At 65.7% G+C, this 15,992-nt stretch carries 15 protein-coding genes and 1 riboswitch; of the genes, 6 read left to right on the top strand and 9 right to left on the bottom strand.

Annotated features, from left to right (window positions below; genetic code table 11):
• Positions 1-6: 6 nt before the first annotated feature.
• From NP552_RS08375 to NP552_RS08360, 4 genes are all read right to left on the bottom strand, one after another.
• Positions 7-615, bottom strand: coding sequence for a YqiA/YcfP family alpha/beta fold hydrolase (locus NP552_RS08375; RefSeq protein ID WP_043863559.1), 609 nt, complete (start codon positions 613-615; stop codon positions 7-9).
• A gap of 147 nt (positions 616-762) precedes the next feature.
• A complete protein-coding gene (gene cpdA / locus NP552_RS08370) occupies positions 763-1,578 on the bottom strand; it encodes a 3',5'-cyclic-AMP phosphodiesterase (protein ID WP_274096629.1) in 816 nt (271 codons plus the stop codon).
• Positions 1,579-1,663: 85 nt separating this feature from the next.
• Complete coding sequence (locus NP552_RS08365) at positions 1,664-2,116, bottom strand: DUF1249 domain-containing protein (protein ID WP_043863561.1); 453 nt, start codon at positions 2,114-2,116, stop codon at positions 1,664-1,666.
• A complete protein-coding gene (locus NP552_RS08360) occupies positions 2,107-2,724 on the bottom strand; it encodes an NUDIX domain-containing protein (protein ID WP_043863562.1) in 618 nt (205 codons plus the stop codon). The genes NP552_RS08365 and NP552_RS08360 overlap by 10 nt, the downstream gene beginning before the upstream one ends.
• Positions 2,725-2,906: 182 nt before the next feature.
• Between NP552_RS08360 and NP552_RS08355 the strand changes: the two genes are divergently transcribed.
• On the top strand, positions 2,907-3,653 hold the full coding sequence (locus NP552_RS08355) for an RsiV family protein (protein ID WP_043863563.1): 747 nt from the start codon (positions 2,907-2,909) through the stop codon (positions 3,651-3,653).
• On the opposite strand, the gene cytX is transcribed toward NP552_RS08355, so the two are convergent.
• A complete protein-coding gene (cytX, locus tag NP552_RS08350; RefSeq protein ID WP_274096628.1) occupies positions 3,622-4,905 on the bottom strand; it encodes a putative hydroxymethylpyrimidine transporter CytX in 1,284 nt (427 codons plus the stop codon). The two genes, NP552_RS08355 and cytX, sit on opposite strands and share 32 nt — an antisense overlap.
• Positions 4,906-5,023: 118 nt before the next feature.
• The gene (gene thiC, locus NP552_RS08345) at positions 5,024-6,904 is read right to left on the bottom strand and encodes a phosphomethylpyrimidine synthase ThiC (protein ID WP_054915742.1); all 1,881 of its coding nucleotides are present in this window, start codon (positions 6,902-6,904) and stop codon (positions 5,024-5,026) included.
• Between the two features lie 146 nt (positions 6,905-7,050).
• Positions 7,051-7,156, bottom strand: a riboswitch (TPP riboswitch).
• 142 nt (positions 7,157-7,298) lie between these two features.
• Between thiC and NP552_RS08340 the strand changes: the two genes are divergently transcribed.
• Positions 7,299-8,729, top strand: coding sequence for a TolC family outer membrane protein (locus NP552_RS08340; protein WP_043863566.1), 1,431 nt, complete (start codon positions 7,299-7,301; stop codon positions 8,727-8,729).
• A gap of 78 nt (positions 8,730-8,807) precedes the next feature.
• Here NP552_RS08340 and waaA read toward each other — a convergent pair whose 3' ends face one another.
• Together waaA and NP552_RS08330 are read right to left on the bottom strand one after the other, a co-directional pair.
• Complete coding sequence (waaA, locus tag NP552_RS08335) at positions 8,808-10,082, bottom strand: lipid IV(A) 3-deoxy-D-manno-octulosonic acid transferase (RefSeq protein ID WP_100632907.1); 1,275 nt, start codon at positions 10,080-10,082, stop codon at positions 8,808-8,810.
• 14 nt (positions 10,083-10,096) lie between these two features.
• Positions 10,097-10,987 (bottom strand): LysR family transcriptional regulator, encoded by an 891-nt coding sequence (locus NP552_RS08330; RefSeq protein ID WP_043863568.1) that lies wholly within the window; start codon positions 10,985-10,987, stop codon positions 10,097-10,099.
• A gap of 85 nt (positions 10,988-11,072) precedes the next feature.
• Here NP552_RS08330 and NP552_RS08325 point away from each other — a divergent pair, with 85 nt between their 5' ends.
• The 4 genes from NP552_RS08325 to NP552_RS08310 all read left to right on the top strand — a co-directional run bounded on the left by NP552_RS08325 (position 11,073) and on the right by NP552_RS08310 (position 14,452).
• Positions 11,073-11,405, top strand: coding sequence for a DMT family transporter (locus NP552_RS08325; protein ID WP_043863569.1), 333 nt, complete (start codon positions 11,073-11,075; stop codon positions 11,403-11,405).
• Positions 11,406-11,473: 68 nt separating this feature from the next.
• The gene (locus tag NP552_RS08320; protein ID WP_043863570.1) at positions 11,474-12,649 is read left to right on the top strand and encodes an NAD(P)/FAD-dependent oxidoreductase; all 1,176 of its coding nucleotides are present in this window, start codon (positions 11,474-11,476) and stop codon (positions 12,647-12,649) included.
• Positions 12,646-13,458 (top strand): aldo/keto reductase, encoded by an 813-nt coding sequence (locus NP552_RS08315; protein WP_043863571.1) that lies wholly within the window; start codon positions 12,646-12,648, stop codon positions 13,456-13,458. The genes NP552_RS08320 and NP552_RS08315 overlap by 4 nt, the downstream gene beginning before the upstream one ends.
• Positions 13,459-13,498: 40 nt before the next feature.
• Positions 13,499-14,452, top strand: coding sequence for a hypothetical protein (locus NP552_RS08310; protein WP_043863572.1), 954 nt, complete (start codon positions 13,499-13,501; stop codon positions 14,450-14,452).
• A 36-nt stretch (positions 14,453-14,488) separates the two neighbouring features.
• Here the strand turns inward: NP552_RS08310 and hldE are convergent, their stop codons facing one another.
• Positions 14,489-15,910, bottom strand: coding sequence for a bifunctional D-glycero-beta-D-manno-heptose-7-phosphate kinase/D-glycero-beta-D-manno-heptose 1-phosphate adenylyltransferase HldE (gene hldE / locus NP552_RS08305; RefSeq protein ID WP_043863573.1), 1,422 nt, complete (start codon positions 15,908-15,910; stop codon positions 14,489-14,491).
• Positions 15,911-15,992: the final 82 nt, after the last annotated feature.

The following is a 15,992-nucleotide window of genomic DNA, read 5'->3' as shown; positions in this document are numbered from 1 at the left end:
AATCAGTCAAAGTACAGAAAAATCGAATGCCTGGTACACCTGCGGTGCAATGCCGGCAAAGCTCAGCATGGCCGGCAGGTGCTGCGCGAAGCCCTGGAAGCTGTGGTCGCCACCGGCCTCGATGCGTAGCGCACAGGCCCGATAGAAGGCCTGGGCACGGCGGTAGTCCAGGGTTTCATCGCCCGTCTGCAGCCATACCTGAAAGCGCTCGGGGTCGCTCGGTGCGGGCACTTCCAGCTCGGCCAGGGCCTGCACGTGGTCCAGTGTCAGCTCCCAGGTTTCCCCGGTGTAGAAATTCTGCTGCGGGCCCAGGTAGCCGTCGAACAGCTGGTGCGGATTGACGGCCGGGTTGATCAGCAGGGCCTTGAGCCCGTGGCGCTGGGCCAGGTGGGTGGCATAGTAGCCCCCGAGCGAGCTGCCGACCAGCAATGGCGAACCCAGCTCGGCGATGGCACGTTCAAGCTGCGCCACGGCCTGGCGCGGATGGTTGTCCAGCAGGGGCACGCGCAGCTGCCCGGCCAGCCCCAGCTGCTGCATCACACTGCTCAGCTGGCTGGCCTTGGTCGAACTGGGCGCACTGTTGAACCCGTGGATATAAAGAATCGAACCCGACATGATCGCCCCCGATGCCCATGCAACGCCCGTCGCAACGAGCACAAAAGACGCGCAGTTTAGCCTGTTCGAGAAGCCTTGAGCGGCAACTTTCAAACATCAGGTTACAACCGGGCGGTGATATTCGCGTTCACTTGCAGCTTGCAGCGCTCAGTACCCACTGCTGCCGTAATCGACGGTGAAGGCAAAGTCGGTCACGCGCGAGACCCCGGTCTCGAGCCTGCCGTCGTCATGCAGGCGCAGCCAGCGATACCCCGGGGCCTGGTCGCCCACCTTGAAGTCTTCACTGCCCGGCTCGAACTGAATGCAGGTGGACGGCGAGGCGAGCAGACGCACACCGTCACGCAGCTGGTCCCACTCCTGGTGGATATGCCCCCAGAGCAGCGCGCGCACCTGTGGATAACCCTTGAGCAGGTCGAACAGCACATCGGCGTTGCGCAGCCCGATGGGCGCCATCCAGGCGCAATCGATGGAAACCGGCTGGTGATGGAAGCAGATCAGGCAATGGCGCTGCGGTGCGGCCTCCAGGGCCTGCCTGAGCAGTTGCAGCTGATCGTCTGCCAGCAGCCCCGGCACCGAGCCGCACACGGCCGAGTTGAGCATGATCACCCGCCAGGCGCCGGCATCCACTACCGGCTCGAGCAGCGCGCTGCCGCGTGCCACCTGCGCCATGGGGAACGGCTCGTCGTGATTGCCGGCCAGCCAGCGGGCCGGGGCCGGGATCCTGCCGCTGAGGGCCAGAAACTGCAGATAGGATTCGACGCTGCCATCCTGCGACAGGTCGCCGGTGGCCAGCACCAGGTCGACCACCGGCTGTTCGTCGAGTACCCGCTCGACCACCCGGCGCAGGCTGTCGCGGGTGTTCATGCCCAGCAGCGTGCCTTCGGCTTCGGCGAACAGATGACTGTCGGAGAGCTGCACCAGCAGCACCGAGGTGTCACGGGAAGGGATGATCGAGTGCGGCAAGGCCGTCTCCTTGGGCGGATTCTGCACGATTATGGTGGGAATGCAGGCAACGGCAAACCCCGCGCCCACGACACCGGTCACATTTTCAGCGAACCGCTTCCAGTTCGTGGCCGCAGGCCAGGCAATGGCTCAGCCACTCGCCCAGGAACAGGTTGAGCTGGGCCTTTTCGTCCGGCTGGTGCATGGCCGCATTGGGGTACGGGTAGACACTGCGAAAGCGCCGCGCATGCTCGGCACTGACCACCTCGGCCATGCGCGCGTCGTGGTACACCTGCACCTCCAGCTGCGGCACCGGCAGCCACGGCAGGCTGTGCTCCTGGCGCACGCGCAGGGTGGTGGTGTAAGGGCAGGCCAGCACCACGTCGAGCACCAGCACGCCGAGCATCTGGTCACCCTGGGTCATGCCGATGCGGCGCGAGCTCTGGGTGGTGCGCATGTCGGGCAACAGGCGCATCAGGCGCGCATAGTTGGCCTCGCAGGCAGCCTGCAAGCCGACCAGATCGACCCGGTAGCGCTCGCGCAACAGATTCACGACCACAGCCCCCTGACTTCATCACGGTTCAACGCCAGCCATTGCAGGGCAATGATGCTCGCGGCATTGGCAATGCGCCCATCGCGCACGGCCTGCAACGCATCCTCGAACGCCCAGGCCTTCACGCGAATGTCTTCGCCCTCTTCTTCCAGCCCGTGCAGGCCGCCTGCGCCGTCGCTGTGGCAACGCCCCAGGTACAGGTGCACGAATTCATCGCTGCCGCCGGGCGACGGAAAGTACTTGGTCATCGGCCACAGCGCACTGAATGTCAGCCCAGCTTCCTCCTGCGCCTCGCGGTGCGCAACCTCCTCGGGCTGTTCGTCCTTGTCGATCAGACCGGCGACCAGTTCCACCAGCCAGGGGTTGTCGACCTTGCCCATGGCGCCGACGCGAAACTGCTCGATCAGCACCACTTCGTCACGCTGCGGATCATAGGGCAGCACGCACACTGCGTCGTGGCGCACGAACAGCTCACGGCTGATCTCGCGGCCCATGCCGCCGGCAAACAGCTCGTGGCGCAGGTGCAGCCGGTCGAGCCGGTAAAAGCCCTTGAAGCAGTTTTCGCGCCGCACGATCTGTACGTCGGTCGGCATGGCCTTTGGCTTGTCTGTCATGGATACCTCGTTACCCCATTACCACGTCGCGCCATCCTAACCTGCACACTGCGCGGTTTCACCCCTTTAAAACAATCGTGCGGGCTGCGAGGATAGGCGCAGCCTTTCTTGTCAGCTTAGTGGCGAACCGACGGCATTGCCGACGGTCCAAGCCCGATTACCGTTGCACTACAAGGATCATCATGTCACTTGCGAAATTAGCCTGCGTGACCGCCCTGGCCTTGACTCTGGGCGCCTGCCAGAGCCTGTTCCAGCCCAACATGCGCGTGCCGCTCGAGGTCAAGCGCGACAGGTGGGAGCACATCAAGCCGGGCTGCACCGCAGCCGACTGCCCGCTGGTGAACATCGACACGGTGCACTTCCCCACCAACCCCAAGCTCGATGCGATCGTCGAGCGCAGCCTGCTCAAGCTCACCAGCGATGGCGAGGGCGCACCGTTGCCGGCCTCGCTCAAGTCCTACGAGGACAGCTACCTGCAATCGGCCCAGAGCCGCAACAGCAGCTACCTGCAGGCCAAGGTACGCGAGCAGCATGACGGCTTGGTGATCATCGAGTTGTCCAGCTACCTGGACACCGGCGGCGCGCACGGCATGCCGGGGCGCGGCTTCATCAACTATTCGCGCCAGCAGGACAAGGTGCTGACCCTGCAGGACATGCTGGTGCCGGGCCAGGAGGCAACCTTCTGGAAGACCGTCGAAGAGGCCCACAAGGGCTGGCTGATCAGCACCGGCATGGACAAAGACGCCGAGTTCGTGAAGAACTGGCCATTCCAGAAGTCACCGCACGTCGCCCTGACCTACGGCGCGGTGGTGGTGAAGTACGAGGTGTATGCCATCGCCCCGTACTCCATGGGCCACATCGAGCTCAAGATCCCCTACCCGCGCCTGAACGGCGTGATCAGGCCCGAGCTGTTTCCCGGCCGCGGTTGAAGCCCAGCAACAGATGCAGCGCCCCTGCCAGCAGCAAGGCTGGCAGGGTGGCGCCAACGTCTGCGGCGTAATGCGCCAGCACATGGTAGGTCGCCACGCCACAGGCCCACGCCACCAGCGCCCCGTAGTGCAGGCCGTCGACCACACTGGGCAGGCGACGCCGGCGCAGCACGTAGTGGTCGCTCAGCACCACACCGAACAGCGGCGCGAACACCGAGCCGATCAGCAGCAGGAAGTTCTCGTACTGGCCCAGCGGCGCGAAGCAGGCGATCAGGGTGCACACCACGCCGATCACCAGTGCCAGGTGCTCGACCTTCACGCCTGACAGCAGGCTGCTGGACACCGCCGCCGAGTGGATGTCGGCAAAGGCCTTTTCCGACTCGTCGAGCAGCACCAGCAACAGCGGGATGCCAAAGCCTGCGCCGGCCAGCGCCAGCAGCAGGGTGCTGGCTTCGCCATCGGTGGCGAAGGCCAGGATGTAGGCCACGCCCAGGCTCATCATCCACAGGTTGCCGATGAAGTAGCCCAGTGCGGTACCCACGAACACCTGCCCCGAATGCCTGCCGAAGCGCGAGTAGTCGGCAATCAGCGGCAGCCACGACAGCGGCATGGCGATGGCGATGTCAAAGCCCACCCCCAGCGACATCGAGCCGTCCCCGGCGCGCGCCCACAGGGCAGCCAGGTCGGCCTTGGCGAACAGGCTCCAGGTCAGCCACAGGCAGGCGCCCAGCAGCAGCCAGATGCCCCATTTGCGCAAAATGCGGCGCACGAAGGTCAGCGGGCCGGCCACCGCCAGCGCGGTGGCCAGGGCGCCGAAGCACAGTGCCCACAGCAGCGGGCTGACCCACAGGCTATCGGCGCCGAAGGCCCGCGCACCGAGCAGACTGGCGGCGTCGCGCATCACGATGATTTCGAACGCGCCCCAGCCAACCAGTTGCAGCAGGTTGAGAATGGCCGGCAGCGCCACGCCGTGGCGGCCCAGGCTCAGGCGCAGGGTGCCCATGGCCGACAGGCCGGTGTCGCTGCCGATGACGCCGGCGGCGGCCAGCAGCAGAACGCCGACCAGCGTGCCGAGGGTGATGGCCAGCAACGCGCCGGGCAGGCCCAGGCCGGGGCCGAGCAAGGCGCCGGTCTGCAGCACCATCAGGCCGATGCCGAGGGAGAACCACAGGGAGAACAGGTCACGCGCGCCGAAGACGCGCTGGCTGTCGGGAATGGGGGAATCGGGGGAGTAGTGGCTGGGTGTGCTCACGATCAGGGCTCGGCAGGAGAGTGGGGGTTGGATTGCAGGACGCTTTCGCCGGCAAGGCCGGCTCCTACAGGGTTTCGTGTCGCCTGTAGGAGCCGGCCTTGCCGGCGAAGGGATCGCCTCAGACCTTCTGGTACAACTGGCTGCCTTCCTGGCGGAACCGCTCGGCCTGCTCGCGCATGCCCTCTTCTACCGCCACCTCGACCGGCTGGTTGGCGGCGTATTCACGCACTTCCTGGGTGATCTTCATCGAGCAGAACTTCGGCCCGCACATCGAGCAGAAGTGCGCGACCTTGGCCGAATCCTTGGGCAGGGTCTCGTCGTGGAACGAGCGTGCGGTGTCCGGGTCCAGGCCCAGGTTGAACTGGTCTTCCCAGCGAAACTCGAACCGCGCCTTGCTCAAGGCGTTGTCGCGGATCTGCGCGCCCGGGTGTCCCTTGGCCAGGTCCGCCGCGTGCGCGGCGATCTTGTAGGTGATGATGCCGGTCTTGACGTCGTCCTTGTTCGGCAGCCCCAGGTGCTCCTTGGGCGTCACGTAGCAGAGCATCGCGCAACCGAACCAGCCGATCATCGCCGCACCGATGCCCGAGGTGATGTGGTCGTACCCCGGCGCGATGTCGGTGGTCAGCGGGCCCAGGGTGTAGAACGGCGCCTCGTCGCAGCACTCGAGCTGCTTGTCCATGTTCTCCTTGATCAACTGCATCGGCACGTGGCCGGGGCCTTCGATCATGCACTGCACGTCATGCTTCCAGGCGATCTTGGTCAGCTCGCCCAGGGTCTCCAGCTCGCCGAACTGCGCCGCATCGTTGGCGTCGGCGATCGAGCCCGGACGCAGGCCGTCGCCCAGCGAGAAGCTGACGTCGTAGGCCTTCATGATTTCGCAGATTTCGTCGAAATGGGTGTAGAGGAAGTTTTCCTTGTGATGCGCCAGGCACCACTTGGCCATGATCGAGCCGCCGCGGCTGACGATGCCGGTCACGCGCTTGGCGGTCAGCGGCACGTAGCGCAGCAGCACGCCGGCATGGATGGTGAAGTAGTCCACGCCCTGCTCCGCCTGTTCGATCAGGGTGTCGCGAAACAGCTCCCAGGTCAGGTCCTCGGCCACGCCGTTGACCTTCTCCAGTGCCTGGTAGATCGGCACCGTACCGATCGGCACTGGCGAGTTGCGGATGATCCACTCGCGGGTTTCATGGATGTGCTTGCCGGTGGACAGGTCCATTACCGTGTCCGAGCCCCAGCGGATGCCCCAGGTCAGCTTGGCCACTTCTTCCTCGATGGAGGAGCCCAGCGCGCTGTTGCCGATGTTGCCGTTGACCTTCACCAGGAAATTGCGGCCGATGATCATCGGCTCCAGCTCCACATGGTTGATGTTGGCCGGAATGATCGCGCGGCCGCGAGCGACTTCTTCGCGTACGAATTCGGCGGTGATCTCCTTGGGGATGCTTGCGCCGAAGCTGTGCCCGGCGTGCTGCTGGTCGAGCAGGCCGGCGGCGCGGGCCTCCTGCAGCTTCATGTTCTCGCGGATGGCCACGTACTCCATCTCGGCGGTGATGATGCCCTGGCGCGCGTAGTGCATCTGGCTGACGTTGGCGCCGGCCTTGGCCCGGCGCGGGTTGCGCACGTGGGCAAAGCGCAGCTTGGTCAGTTCCACGTCGTTCAGGCGCATCTGGCCGAAACTGGAGGACAGCCCGGCCAGGCGCTCGGTGTCGCCGCGCGCGTCGATCCAGGCCGAGCGCACATCGCCCAGGCCCTTGCGCACGTCGATCTGCACGGTGGGGTCGGTGTAGGGGCCGGAGGTGTCGTACACCAGCACCGGCGCGTTGGCTTCGCCGCCGAAATCGGTGGGGGTGTCGTCCAGGCTGATTTCGCGCATCGGCACCTGGATATCGGGGCGCGAGCCCTGCACGTAGATCTTGCGCGAACGGGTGAACGGCTGCACGGACTGCTCGTCGACCTTGGCCGATTCACTCAGGTGCGCGGGGTATTTTTGTTTTTGGCTCATCACAGGCTCTCCAGACGGGTTGGCAGTCGGAGTGAACCTGAAAGGCACGGGCGCACCAGGGCTGGTGCTGTGCCGAAAACGGAAGATGCCACACCAGCCAAAAAGCTGAAATGACAATCCCGCAGCCGACACAAGAGGGCTCGCGGGAGACGAGCAATCTTGTTCCCTACGCAGGCGCTAACCTGATCAGGTTCAACGGGATCCGGAATTATCCGATCTCAGCCTCAACGCAAGGCACCCCGACAAGAACGCGCCCAGCATAGACCGGTGCGACGCGAAACGCCAACAGTCCAAGCACAAGCATGATAAAAGGCGCAAATAGCGGATTGTTGCAAAATGCCTGCGCAACTACACTCATCGGTTCAGAAATACTCAACCGTTCAAGGACTGCCCTATGCTGCGCAAACTTTCACTGGCCCTCGCCGTGTCGTGTGCTACCAACGGAATGGCCTGGGCAGCAGAACCGCCCCTGTCGGTACGCACCGATCTGGTCAGCGTGTATCAGGAAGCGGTGAACAACAACGCCGACCTGGCCGCTGCCCGCGCCGACTACGGCGCCCGCAAGGAAGTGGTGCCCCAGGCCCGTGCCGGCCTGCTGCCCAACCTCTCGGCCGGCGCCGAGATGATGAACAGCCGTACGAAGATCGACCACCCCTCGATCACCGCCAACCGCAGCGGCAACTCCTGGCAGGCCACCCTGGCCCAGCCGATCTTCCGCGCCGACCGCTGGTTCCAGTTGCAGGCAGCCGAAGCGGTGAACGAACAGGCGGCGCTGGAGCTGTCGGCCACCGAACAGAACCTGATTCTGCAAAGTGCCGAGAACTACTTCGCCGTGCTGCGCGCCCAGGACACCCTGGCTTCGACCAAGGCCGAAGAAGCAGCGTTCAAGCGCCAGCTCGACCAGAGCAACGAGCGCTTCGATGTAGGCCTGTCGGACAAGACCGACGTGCTGCAGTCCCAGGCCAGCTACGACACCGCACGCGCCAACCGCATCGTCGCGCAGCGCCAGGTGGACGACGCCTTCGAGGCACTGGTGACCCTGACCAACCGCGACTACAACTCGGTGCAGGGCATCGTGCACACCCTGCCGGTGCAGGTACCCACGCCCAATGACGCCAAGGCCTGGGTAGAAACCGCCGCAAAGCAGAACCTGAACCTGCAGGCCACCAACTACGCGGTCAACGCGGCCGAGGAAACCCTGCGCCAGCGCAAGGCCGGGCACGCGCCGACGGTGGACGCGGTGGCGCGCTACCAGAAGGGTGACAACGACAGCCTGGGCTTCAGCAACCCCAACCTGACGGGCCAGAACTACCGCGGCGACGTGGAGCAGACCAGCATCGGCCTGCAGCTGAACATCCCGATCTACAGTGGCGGGCTGACCAGCTCGCAGGTGCGCGAGGCGTACCAGCGCCTGAGCCAGAGCGAACAGCAGCGCGAGAGCCTGCGTCGCCAGGTGGTGGAAAACACCCGCAACCTGCACCGCGCGGTGAACACCGACGTGGAGCAGGTGCAGGCGCGCAAGCAGTCGATCATTTCCAACCAGAGTGCGCTGGAAGCGACCGAAATCGGTTACCAGGTGGGTACGCGCAACATCGTCGACGTGCTGGATGCACAGCGCCAGCTGTACACCTCGGTGCGCGACTACAACAACACCCGGTATGACTACATCCTCGACAACCTGCGCCTGAAGCAGGCCGCCGGGACCTTGAGCCCGCAAGACCTGAATGACCTGGGTCGCTACCTCAAGCCCGACTACAACCCGGACAAGGACTTCCTGCCGCCGGACCTGGCCAAGGCGGCGCAAGCCAATTTCGAAAGGCCCTGAAACAGCTTCGCCGGCAAGGCCGGCTCCTACAGGTGTTGCGCACCCCGTGTAGGAGCCGACCTTGCCGGCGAACAGGCCTCACGCCTTGAGCAGATTCCCCAGCCCATCCAGCAGGCGCTTCAACGCCCCCTGATTGGCCCGCATCACCCCGACCCCCGCCTCGCCCATCTTCAGTGCATCGCTGGGCAGCTCGATCAGGCGCCGCACCTCGGCCGCCAGCCCCTGGGCATCATCCACTTCGCACAACGCCCCCGCCTCGCGCAGCATTGCCGCGATCTCGAGAAAGTTGAACAGATGCGGCCCACTCAGCACTGGCCTGGCCAGTGCAGCCGGCTCCAGCAGATTGTGCCCGCCGTTGGGCACCAGGCTGCCGCCGACGAACGCGATGTCCGCCAGCGCATACAGAAACAGTAGCTCGCCCATGGTATCGCCCAGCAGTACCTGGCAATCCGCCGTCACCGGCGCACCGCCAGAGCGGCGCACCGTGGAAAACTGCGCTGCGCACAACCCATGCACCGCGTTGAAGCGCTCCGGATGGCGCGGTACCAGCATCAGCAGCGCGTCCGAATGGTGCGCCAGCAACTGCCGATGCGCTGCCAGGATCACCTCGTCCTCGCCCTCATGGGTGCTTGCGGCAATCCACACCGGCCGTTGCAGCGCCTGCCACTCTTCACGCAGCGCCCTGGCGCGCACCGGCAGCTGCGCATCGATGGTCAGGTCGAACTTGATCGAGCCGGTCACCTGCACGCACTCGGGCCGCGCACCGAGCTGGCGAAAACGCTCGGCCTCGGTTTCGGTCTGCACCGCGATCAGGCTCATCTCGGCCAGCATCGGCCGGGTCAGCCCGGCAAAACGCGCATAGCCCTTGGCCGAACGCGCCGACAACCGCGCATTGGCCAGCGCCACCGGTATGCCACGTCGGGCGCACTGGTGGATATGGTTGGGCCACAGCTCGGTCTCCATGATCACCGCCAGTTGCGGGCGAGCACGCTCCAGAAACCGCGCCGCCGCCCACGGCAGGTCGTACGGCAGGTAGCAGTGCTGGATGCGTGGCTCGTTTGCGAACAGCGCCTGGATGCGCTCGGAACCGGTGGGCGTCATGCAGGTGATGGTGATCGGCAACTGTGGATAACGTTGCAGCAGGGCACGCACCATCGGCGCGGCGGCGATGCTCTCGCCCACCGACACCGCATGCACCCAGATGCCCCCCGGCTGCAGGGGCGGCAGCTTCAGGCCGAAGCGCTCGGCGATGCGCCGGGCATAGGCCGGCGCCTTGCGCGAGCGCAGGTACAGGCGCAGCGCGACCAGCGGCAGGCCCAGGTGAAACAGCAGGGTATATAGGGTTCTGTTCATGGCGCCGAAGTGTACTAGCCAATGGCGCACAAATGCACTGCGAAGCGCTCGGCCAGCCAGCGCGCGGCCGGCCCCAGCGGCTCGTCGCGGCGCCACGCCAACTCCACCACCAGCGCCGGCGGGCGCCACTCGCTGGCAAGCTCCACCATCTGCTGCTGGTAGGCCGGGTACTGCACCACATGGCGCGGCAGCCAGGCCCAGCCCAGCCCGCGCATGAGCATCTCGGCCATCACGTAGAAGCTGTCGGCGCGCCAGATCTGTGGGCTGATCGGTTCGCCGCCAGGGTAGCCGCTCTGCTGGGGCGTGATCAGCAACTGACGGTGCTGCGCCAGCTGCTGGCGATTGACGCTGGCCAGTTGCGCCAGCGGGTGATGCACCGCGCACACGGTGACCATCTCCACGCTGCCCAGCGCCTGGCGCTCCAGCGCTGCAGGCATGTGCTCGTGGTGAAACATCAGGCCCAGGTCGGCACGGCGCTCCAGCAGCTTGCGCGCCACATCGCCCTGGGCCCCGCTGGCCACCTGGATTTCCAGCAGCGGGTACTGCACGGCCAGCTCGTCGAGGCTGTCGAGCACCGGCTGGAAGGGCATGGCCTCGTCCTGCGCCAGGCGCAGTTGCGCCTCCTGCCCGCGCATCAGCGCCTGCGCCCGGCCGTCCAGGCGCTCGCACTGGCGCAGCAGCTCGCGTGCCTCCTCGAGCAACGCCTGGCCGGCATCGGTCAGGCGCGGCTGACGCCCGCTGCTACGCTCGAACAGCGTGACCCCAAGGTCGGCCTCGAACAACGCGATGGCGTTGCTGACCGCCGACTGGGCCTTGCGCTGCTCACGCGCCACCGCCGAGAACGAGCGCAGTTCGGCGACCCGCACGAAGGTGCGCAGCTGTTCGAGGTTCCATTGACCGTGCATGCCAGCCTATCTCCAGAATAGATAGGTAATGACTTTACCCCATTGCGCCATCCTCTAGAATGCGCGACCAGAACAGAGGACTACCATGAACGCCTATACCTACCTGGCCATCGCCATCTGCGCCGAAGTCATTGCCACCGCCTCGATGAAGGCGGTCAAGGGCCTGAGTACGCCGCTGCCCCTGCTTCTGATGGTGTGCGGCTACATCGTGGCGTTCTGGATGCTGACCCTGGTGGTTCGCAGCATTCCGGTAGGCATTGCCTACGCCATCTGGTCGGGCCTGGGCATCGTGCTGATCAGCATCGCGGCGCTGGTGATCTACGGGCAGAAACTGGATGTGCCGGCCATGCTCGGCATGGCCATGATCGTCGGCGGCGTGGTGGTGATCCAGGTGTTCTCCAAAACCACCGGGCATTGATGAGCGACAGGGTACGAAACCTCACAGGCTGTATACTGCGCTCCTGTCTTTGCTTGTGAGGTGCGTGCATGTCATCCGTTATTTCCACCGACGTGCTGATCGTCGGCGCAGGGGTCGCAGGCCTCTGGCTCAATGCCCGCCTGCGCCGCCTGGGCTACTCGACGGTGCTGGTGGAACGCGCCAGCCTCGGTGGCGAGCAGACCCTCAAGTCCCAGGGGATCATCCACGGCGGTGCCAAGTACGCCCTGCACGGTGCGCTCACCGGCGCCTCCGAGGCCATTGCCGACATGCCGCGGCGCTGGCGCGAGGCCCTAGCCGGCAACGGCGAACTGGACCTGAGCGGCGTGCGCCTGCTGTCCGAGGCGCACTACCTGTGGTCGCCCGGCACCCTGGCCGGCAACCTCACCAGCTTCTTCGCCAGCAAGGCGGTACGCGGCCGGGTCGACCAGGTCAAGGGCGACCAGTTGCCCCCTGCCCTGCAGGACCGTGCCTTCAAGGGCAAGGTGTACCGCCTGGCCGAACTGGTGGTGGACGTGCCGAGCCTGCTCGCGCGCCTGGCAGAGCTGGCCGGCGACAGCCTGCTGGCCGGTGAACACATCGAACCACTGCATGAAGGTGACGAACTGGTCGGCTTGCGTGTCGATGGCCGCGATATCCGCGCCCAGCGCGTGGTGCTCAGCGCCGGTGCCGGCAATGCCGGGCTGCTGCAAAGCCTGGGCCTGAGCCAGCCGGCCATGCAGCGCCGACCGCTGCACATGGTCATGGCCAAGGGCCCGAGCCTCAAGCCCCTGTACGCCCACTGCCTGGGCGGCGGGCCCAAGCCGCGCATCACCGTGACCACCCACCCGGCCGCCGACGGCCAGTGGGTGTGGTACCTGGGCGGCGACCTGGCCGAAGCCGAGGGCGTTGCCCGCGAACCCGAAGCGCAGATCGCTGCCGCCCGCAAGGAGGTCGCGGGGCTGCTGCCCTGGGTCGACCTCAGCCAGGTGCAGTGGGCCACCGTGCGTGTCGACCGCGCCGAACCCGCGCAATCGGGCCTGGTGCGCCCCGACAACGCCTTCCTCGCCGACCAGCAGCGCCTGCTGGTGGGCTGGCCGACCAAGCTGGCCCTGGCACCGGACTTCGCTGACCGCGTGCTGAACAGCCTGGAACGTGACGGTATCAAGCCAGGCAATCTGCCTGCCCTGCCGCCCCTGCCAAAACCGCCCCTGGCACAACCGGTATGGGAGCAACTGCTGCCATGAGCCTGCCGACCCTGCACCCCTATCACCGCCCGCTGGGCAGCACCGGCCTGAGCGTTTCCCCGCTGGGGCTGGGCACGGTCAAGCTGGGCCGCGACCAGGGCGTCAAATACCCCAACGGCTTCACCATCCCCGACGACGACGAGGCCCGCCTGCTGCTGCGCCAGGCCCGTGAGCTGGGCATCAACCTGATCGACACCGCACCGGCCTATGGCCGCAGCGAAGAGCGGCTGGGCCCATTGCTGCGCGGCCAGCGCCACGACTGGGTGATCGTCAGCAAGGTCGGCGAAGAGTTCGACGACGGCCACTCGCACTTCGACTTCAGCGCCGCCCACACGCGCCGCTCGGTGGAACGCAGCCTCCAACGCCTTGAAACAGATTGTATCGATCTTGTACTGGTGCATTCCGACGGCAACGATCTGCGCATTCTGCAGCAGGAAGCGGTGTACGAAACCCTGGCCCGACTCAAGCAGGAAGGCAAGATTCGCGGCTTCGGGCTGTCCGGCAAAACCGTCGAAGGGGGGCTGCAGGCCCTGCAAACAGGCGATTGCGCGATGGTTACCTACAACCTCGACGAGCAGGGCGAACGCCCGGTGCTGGACTATGCTGCCGAACACGGCAAGGCCATCCTGGTGAAAAAGGCCCTGGCCAGCGGTCATGCCTGCCTGGCCCCGGGCGTCGACCCGGTCCGGGCCAGCTTCGAGCTGCTGTTTGCCCACCCCGGGGTGAGCAGTGCTATTGTCGGCACCATCAATCCCGTGCACCTGGCCCACAACGTGGGCGTGGTCGCCAAGATCCTGAGCCAGCGCTGAGCCGCCGTCGCGGCCGACCCCAACGCAAGAAGGAGCCGAGATGCCGCGCACGCTGATCCGCAAGAACCCCAGCAACTTCAAGACCCTGCCCCTGCATGTGGAAGCCGGCCCCGAGGGCCTGAGCTACCAGAGCATCGGCATGCCGCTGAACTTTGCCCAGACCCTGCAGCGGCGCAAGGCAATCCAGGTGGCCGACCCCGAGCGTTTCGCCGTGGAGCTGGCCAACCTGGGCGTTTCGGTGCGCCTCACCCTGCAGTGGCAGAACCGCGACTACTGGGTACTGGTGCGCCAGCGCCGCCAGGACCGCGGTGATGTGGTGCTCAAGCTGATCTCCGGTTACGTGCCCGCTCAGGAGCTGAACCTGCCCTTGCACACGGCCGTGCAGGAAGTGGCCGAGGAATGCCTGCTGGAGACCCCGGAAGGCTGGCTTGGCGGGCGTTTCAACGACACCTGGTTGCCGGCGCCGTACGCCGACGCGCTGCATTACCGTGAAGCGATGCCCTTCGTGCTGACCCCTCACTCGGGGGCCGCGCGACCGGTGCGCTGTGGCAACCAGCCGCTGATCGAGCGACCGCGAGCCTATGTCCACCTGCCCACGGCGTCACTGCAACTGATTTATGACCTGCGCCTGCAAGTGCCCAGGGAAGCCAAATCATTGAGCCTGTTCCATGTGGACGAGCGCCTTGAGGGCGACCAACTGGTGGCACGCCTCAACCGCAGCCGGCCAGACTTGTACCTGATGCCGCTGGAAGACGGACAGCCGCAGGCCGAGCTGTACACCCTGAAGAAGGACCGATTGGTGCCGGCGAGTACACGTGGTATCTACCTGGCCGAAAGCTTTGCCCGCCAGGATGGCTGGCTGGTGCGTGAAGAGCGGATTCGCTGGAAGGACTGGCTGAGGCAGCAGGGGCTGGTGGCGCCCAGGCCGGACTCGAAACTTAAAAGGCTGACGGGCAAGGCCCGCCAGCTGTTGGGGCTGGCTTTGCAGAAGTAGGACGTTTTTGCAGGCCCTAATCGCGGGTCAAACCACTCAGTTCTTGCGGATTTTCTCCACGATCGCCGTGGTCGAGCTGTTTTCCACCAGCCCCAGCACCTTCACCGTACCGCCATAGGCCTTGACGATATCGGCGCCCACCACCTGATCGATGCCGTAGTCGCCACCCTTGACCAGCACGTCGGGCTTGACCTCGGCAAGCAGGTTTTCCGGGGTGCCTTCGGAGAAGCTGATGACCCAGTCCACTGCCCCCAGCCCCGCCAGCACCGCCATGCGCCGGTCGACACTGTTGATCGGCCGACCCGGCCCCTTCAGGCGACTGACCGAAGCATCGTCATTGACCGCCACGATCAACCTGTCGCCCTGCGCACGCGCCTGCTCCAGGTAGGTCACGTGCCCGGCATGCAGAATGTCGAAGCAGCCATTGGTGAACACGATCTTCTCGTTGTGCGCCCGCGCATCGTCGATGGCCAGCAGCAACTGCTCAAGGCTCAGCACCCCGCGCTCGGAGCCTTCTTCGCGCTGGATGGCGCGGCGCAGTTCCGGCGCGCTGATGGCCGCCGTACCCAGCTTGCCGACCACGATGCCGGCGGCCAGGTTGGCCAGACCGACCGCATGGGGCAGCTCCTCACCGGCGGCGATCGCCGCCGCCAGGGTGGAGATCACGGTATCGCCGGCACCGGTCACATCGAACACTTCACGCGCCCGTGCCGGAAGGTGCATGGCCGGATGGCCCGGGCGCAGCAAGGTCATGCCGTGCTCGCCTCGGGTCACCAGCAAGGCGCCCAGTTCCAGCTCGCGCATCAGCTCGCCGCCCTTGCTGACCAGTTCGGTCTCGTCGGCGCAATGCCCGACGATGGCCTCGAACTCGCCCAGATTCGGCGTGATGACGCTGGCGCCGCGGTAGATCGAGAAATCCTTGCCCTTGGGGTCGGCCAGCACCGGAATGCCCTTGGCTCGCGCGGCCTGAATCAGGCTCTGGTGGTTCTTCAATGCGCCTTTGCCGTAGTCGGACAGCACCAGCACCTTCACCCCTTCGAGCAGGGCGTCGACTTCGGCGCCCAGCGACAGCGGGTCGGTGGCAAAGGGTTCTTCGAAATCGATGCGCAGCAATTGCTGGTGACGGCTCATGACCCGCAGCTTGACGATGGTCGGCTGATGGGCGATGCGCTGGAAGATCGAACGAACCCCCGCTGCCTGCAGGCTGTTGGCCAGACTGTCGGCGGCCTCGTCCTGGCCGGTGACGCCCACCAGCGAGGCCGGCGCACCCAGCGCGGCAATGTTCAGCGCAACGTTGGCCGCACCACCCGGACGGTCCTCGATCTGCTCGACCTTGACCACCGGTACCGGGGCTTCAGGTGAAATGCGAGAGGTACCGCCATGCCAGTAGCGGTCGAGCATGACATCCCCGACCACCAGTACCGGAGCTTGATCGAAACGCGGCATGGACAACTTCATGGGCAACCCATATAGACAAAATGAACAGGGGCGGGATATTAGCACAGCCCTGGCACCGGCCTGTTCGGCGCCGGTAACCTGC

This window comes from Pseudomonas sp. 8209, from assembly GCF_028682105.1.
Classification (GTDB): domain Bacteria; phylum Pseudomonadota; class Gammaproteobacteria; order Pseudomonadales; family Pseudomonadaceae; genus Aquipseudomonas; species Aquipseudomonas palmensis.
This window is presented reverse-complemented; position numbering and strand designations above follow the sequence as displayed.

What these genes read in the sequence shown, in the direction of transcription:
- NP552_RS08360 (WP_043863562.1), bottom strand. Translation starts at nt 2,724, where the DNA reads ATGACAGACAAGCCAAAGGCCATGCCGACCGACGTACAGATCGTGCGG.
- NP552_RS08310 (WP_043863572.1), top strand. Translation starts at nt 13,499, where the DNA reads ATGCCGCGCACGCTGATCCGCAAGAACCCCAGCAACTTCAAGACCCTG.
- waaA (WP_100632907.1), bottom strand. Translation starts at nt 10,082, where the DNA reads ATGAACAGAACCCTATATACCCTGCTGTTTCACCTGGGCCTGCCGCTG.
- hldE (WP_043863573.1), bottom strand. Translation starts at nt 15,910, where the DNA reads ATGAAGTTGTCCATGCCGCGTTTCGATCAAGCTCCGGTACTGGTGGTC.
- NP552_RS08375 (WP_043863559.1), bottom strand. Translation starts at nt 615, where the DNA reads ATGTCGGGTTCGATTCTTTATATCCACGGGTTCAACAGTGCGCCCAGT.
- NP552_RS08315 (WP_043863571.1), top strand. Translation starts at nt 12,646, where the DNA reads ATGAGCCTGCCGACCCTGCACCCCTATCACCGCCCGCTGGGCAGCACC.
- NP552_RS08320 (WP_043863570.1), top strand. Translation starts at nt 11,474, where the DNA reads ATGTCATCCGTTATTTCCACCGACGTGCTGATCGTCGGCGCAGGGGTC.
- NP552_RS08325 (WP_043863569.1), top strand. Translation starts at nt 11,073, where the DNA reads ATGAACGCCTATACCTACCTGGCCATCGCCATCTGCGCCGAAGTCATT.
- thiC (WP_054915742.1), bottom strand. Translation starts at nt 6,904, where the DNA reads ATGAGCCAAAAACAAAAATACCCCGCGCACCTGAGTGAATCGGCCAAG.
- NP552_RS08355 (WP_043863563.1), top strand. Translation starts at nt 2,907, where the DNA reads ATGTCACTTGCGAAATTAGCCTGCGTGACCGCCCTGGCCTTGACTCTG.
- NP552_RS08340 (WP_043863566.1), top strand. Translation starts at nt 7,299, where the DNA reads ATGCTGCGCAAACTTTCACTGGCCCTCGCCGTGTCGTGTGCTACCAAC.
- NP552_RS08330 (WP_043863568.1), bottom strand. Translation starts at nt 10,987, where the DNA reads ATGCACGGTCAATGGAACCTCGAACAGCTGCGCACCTTCGTGCGGGTC.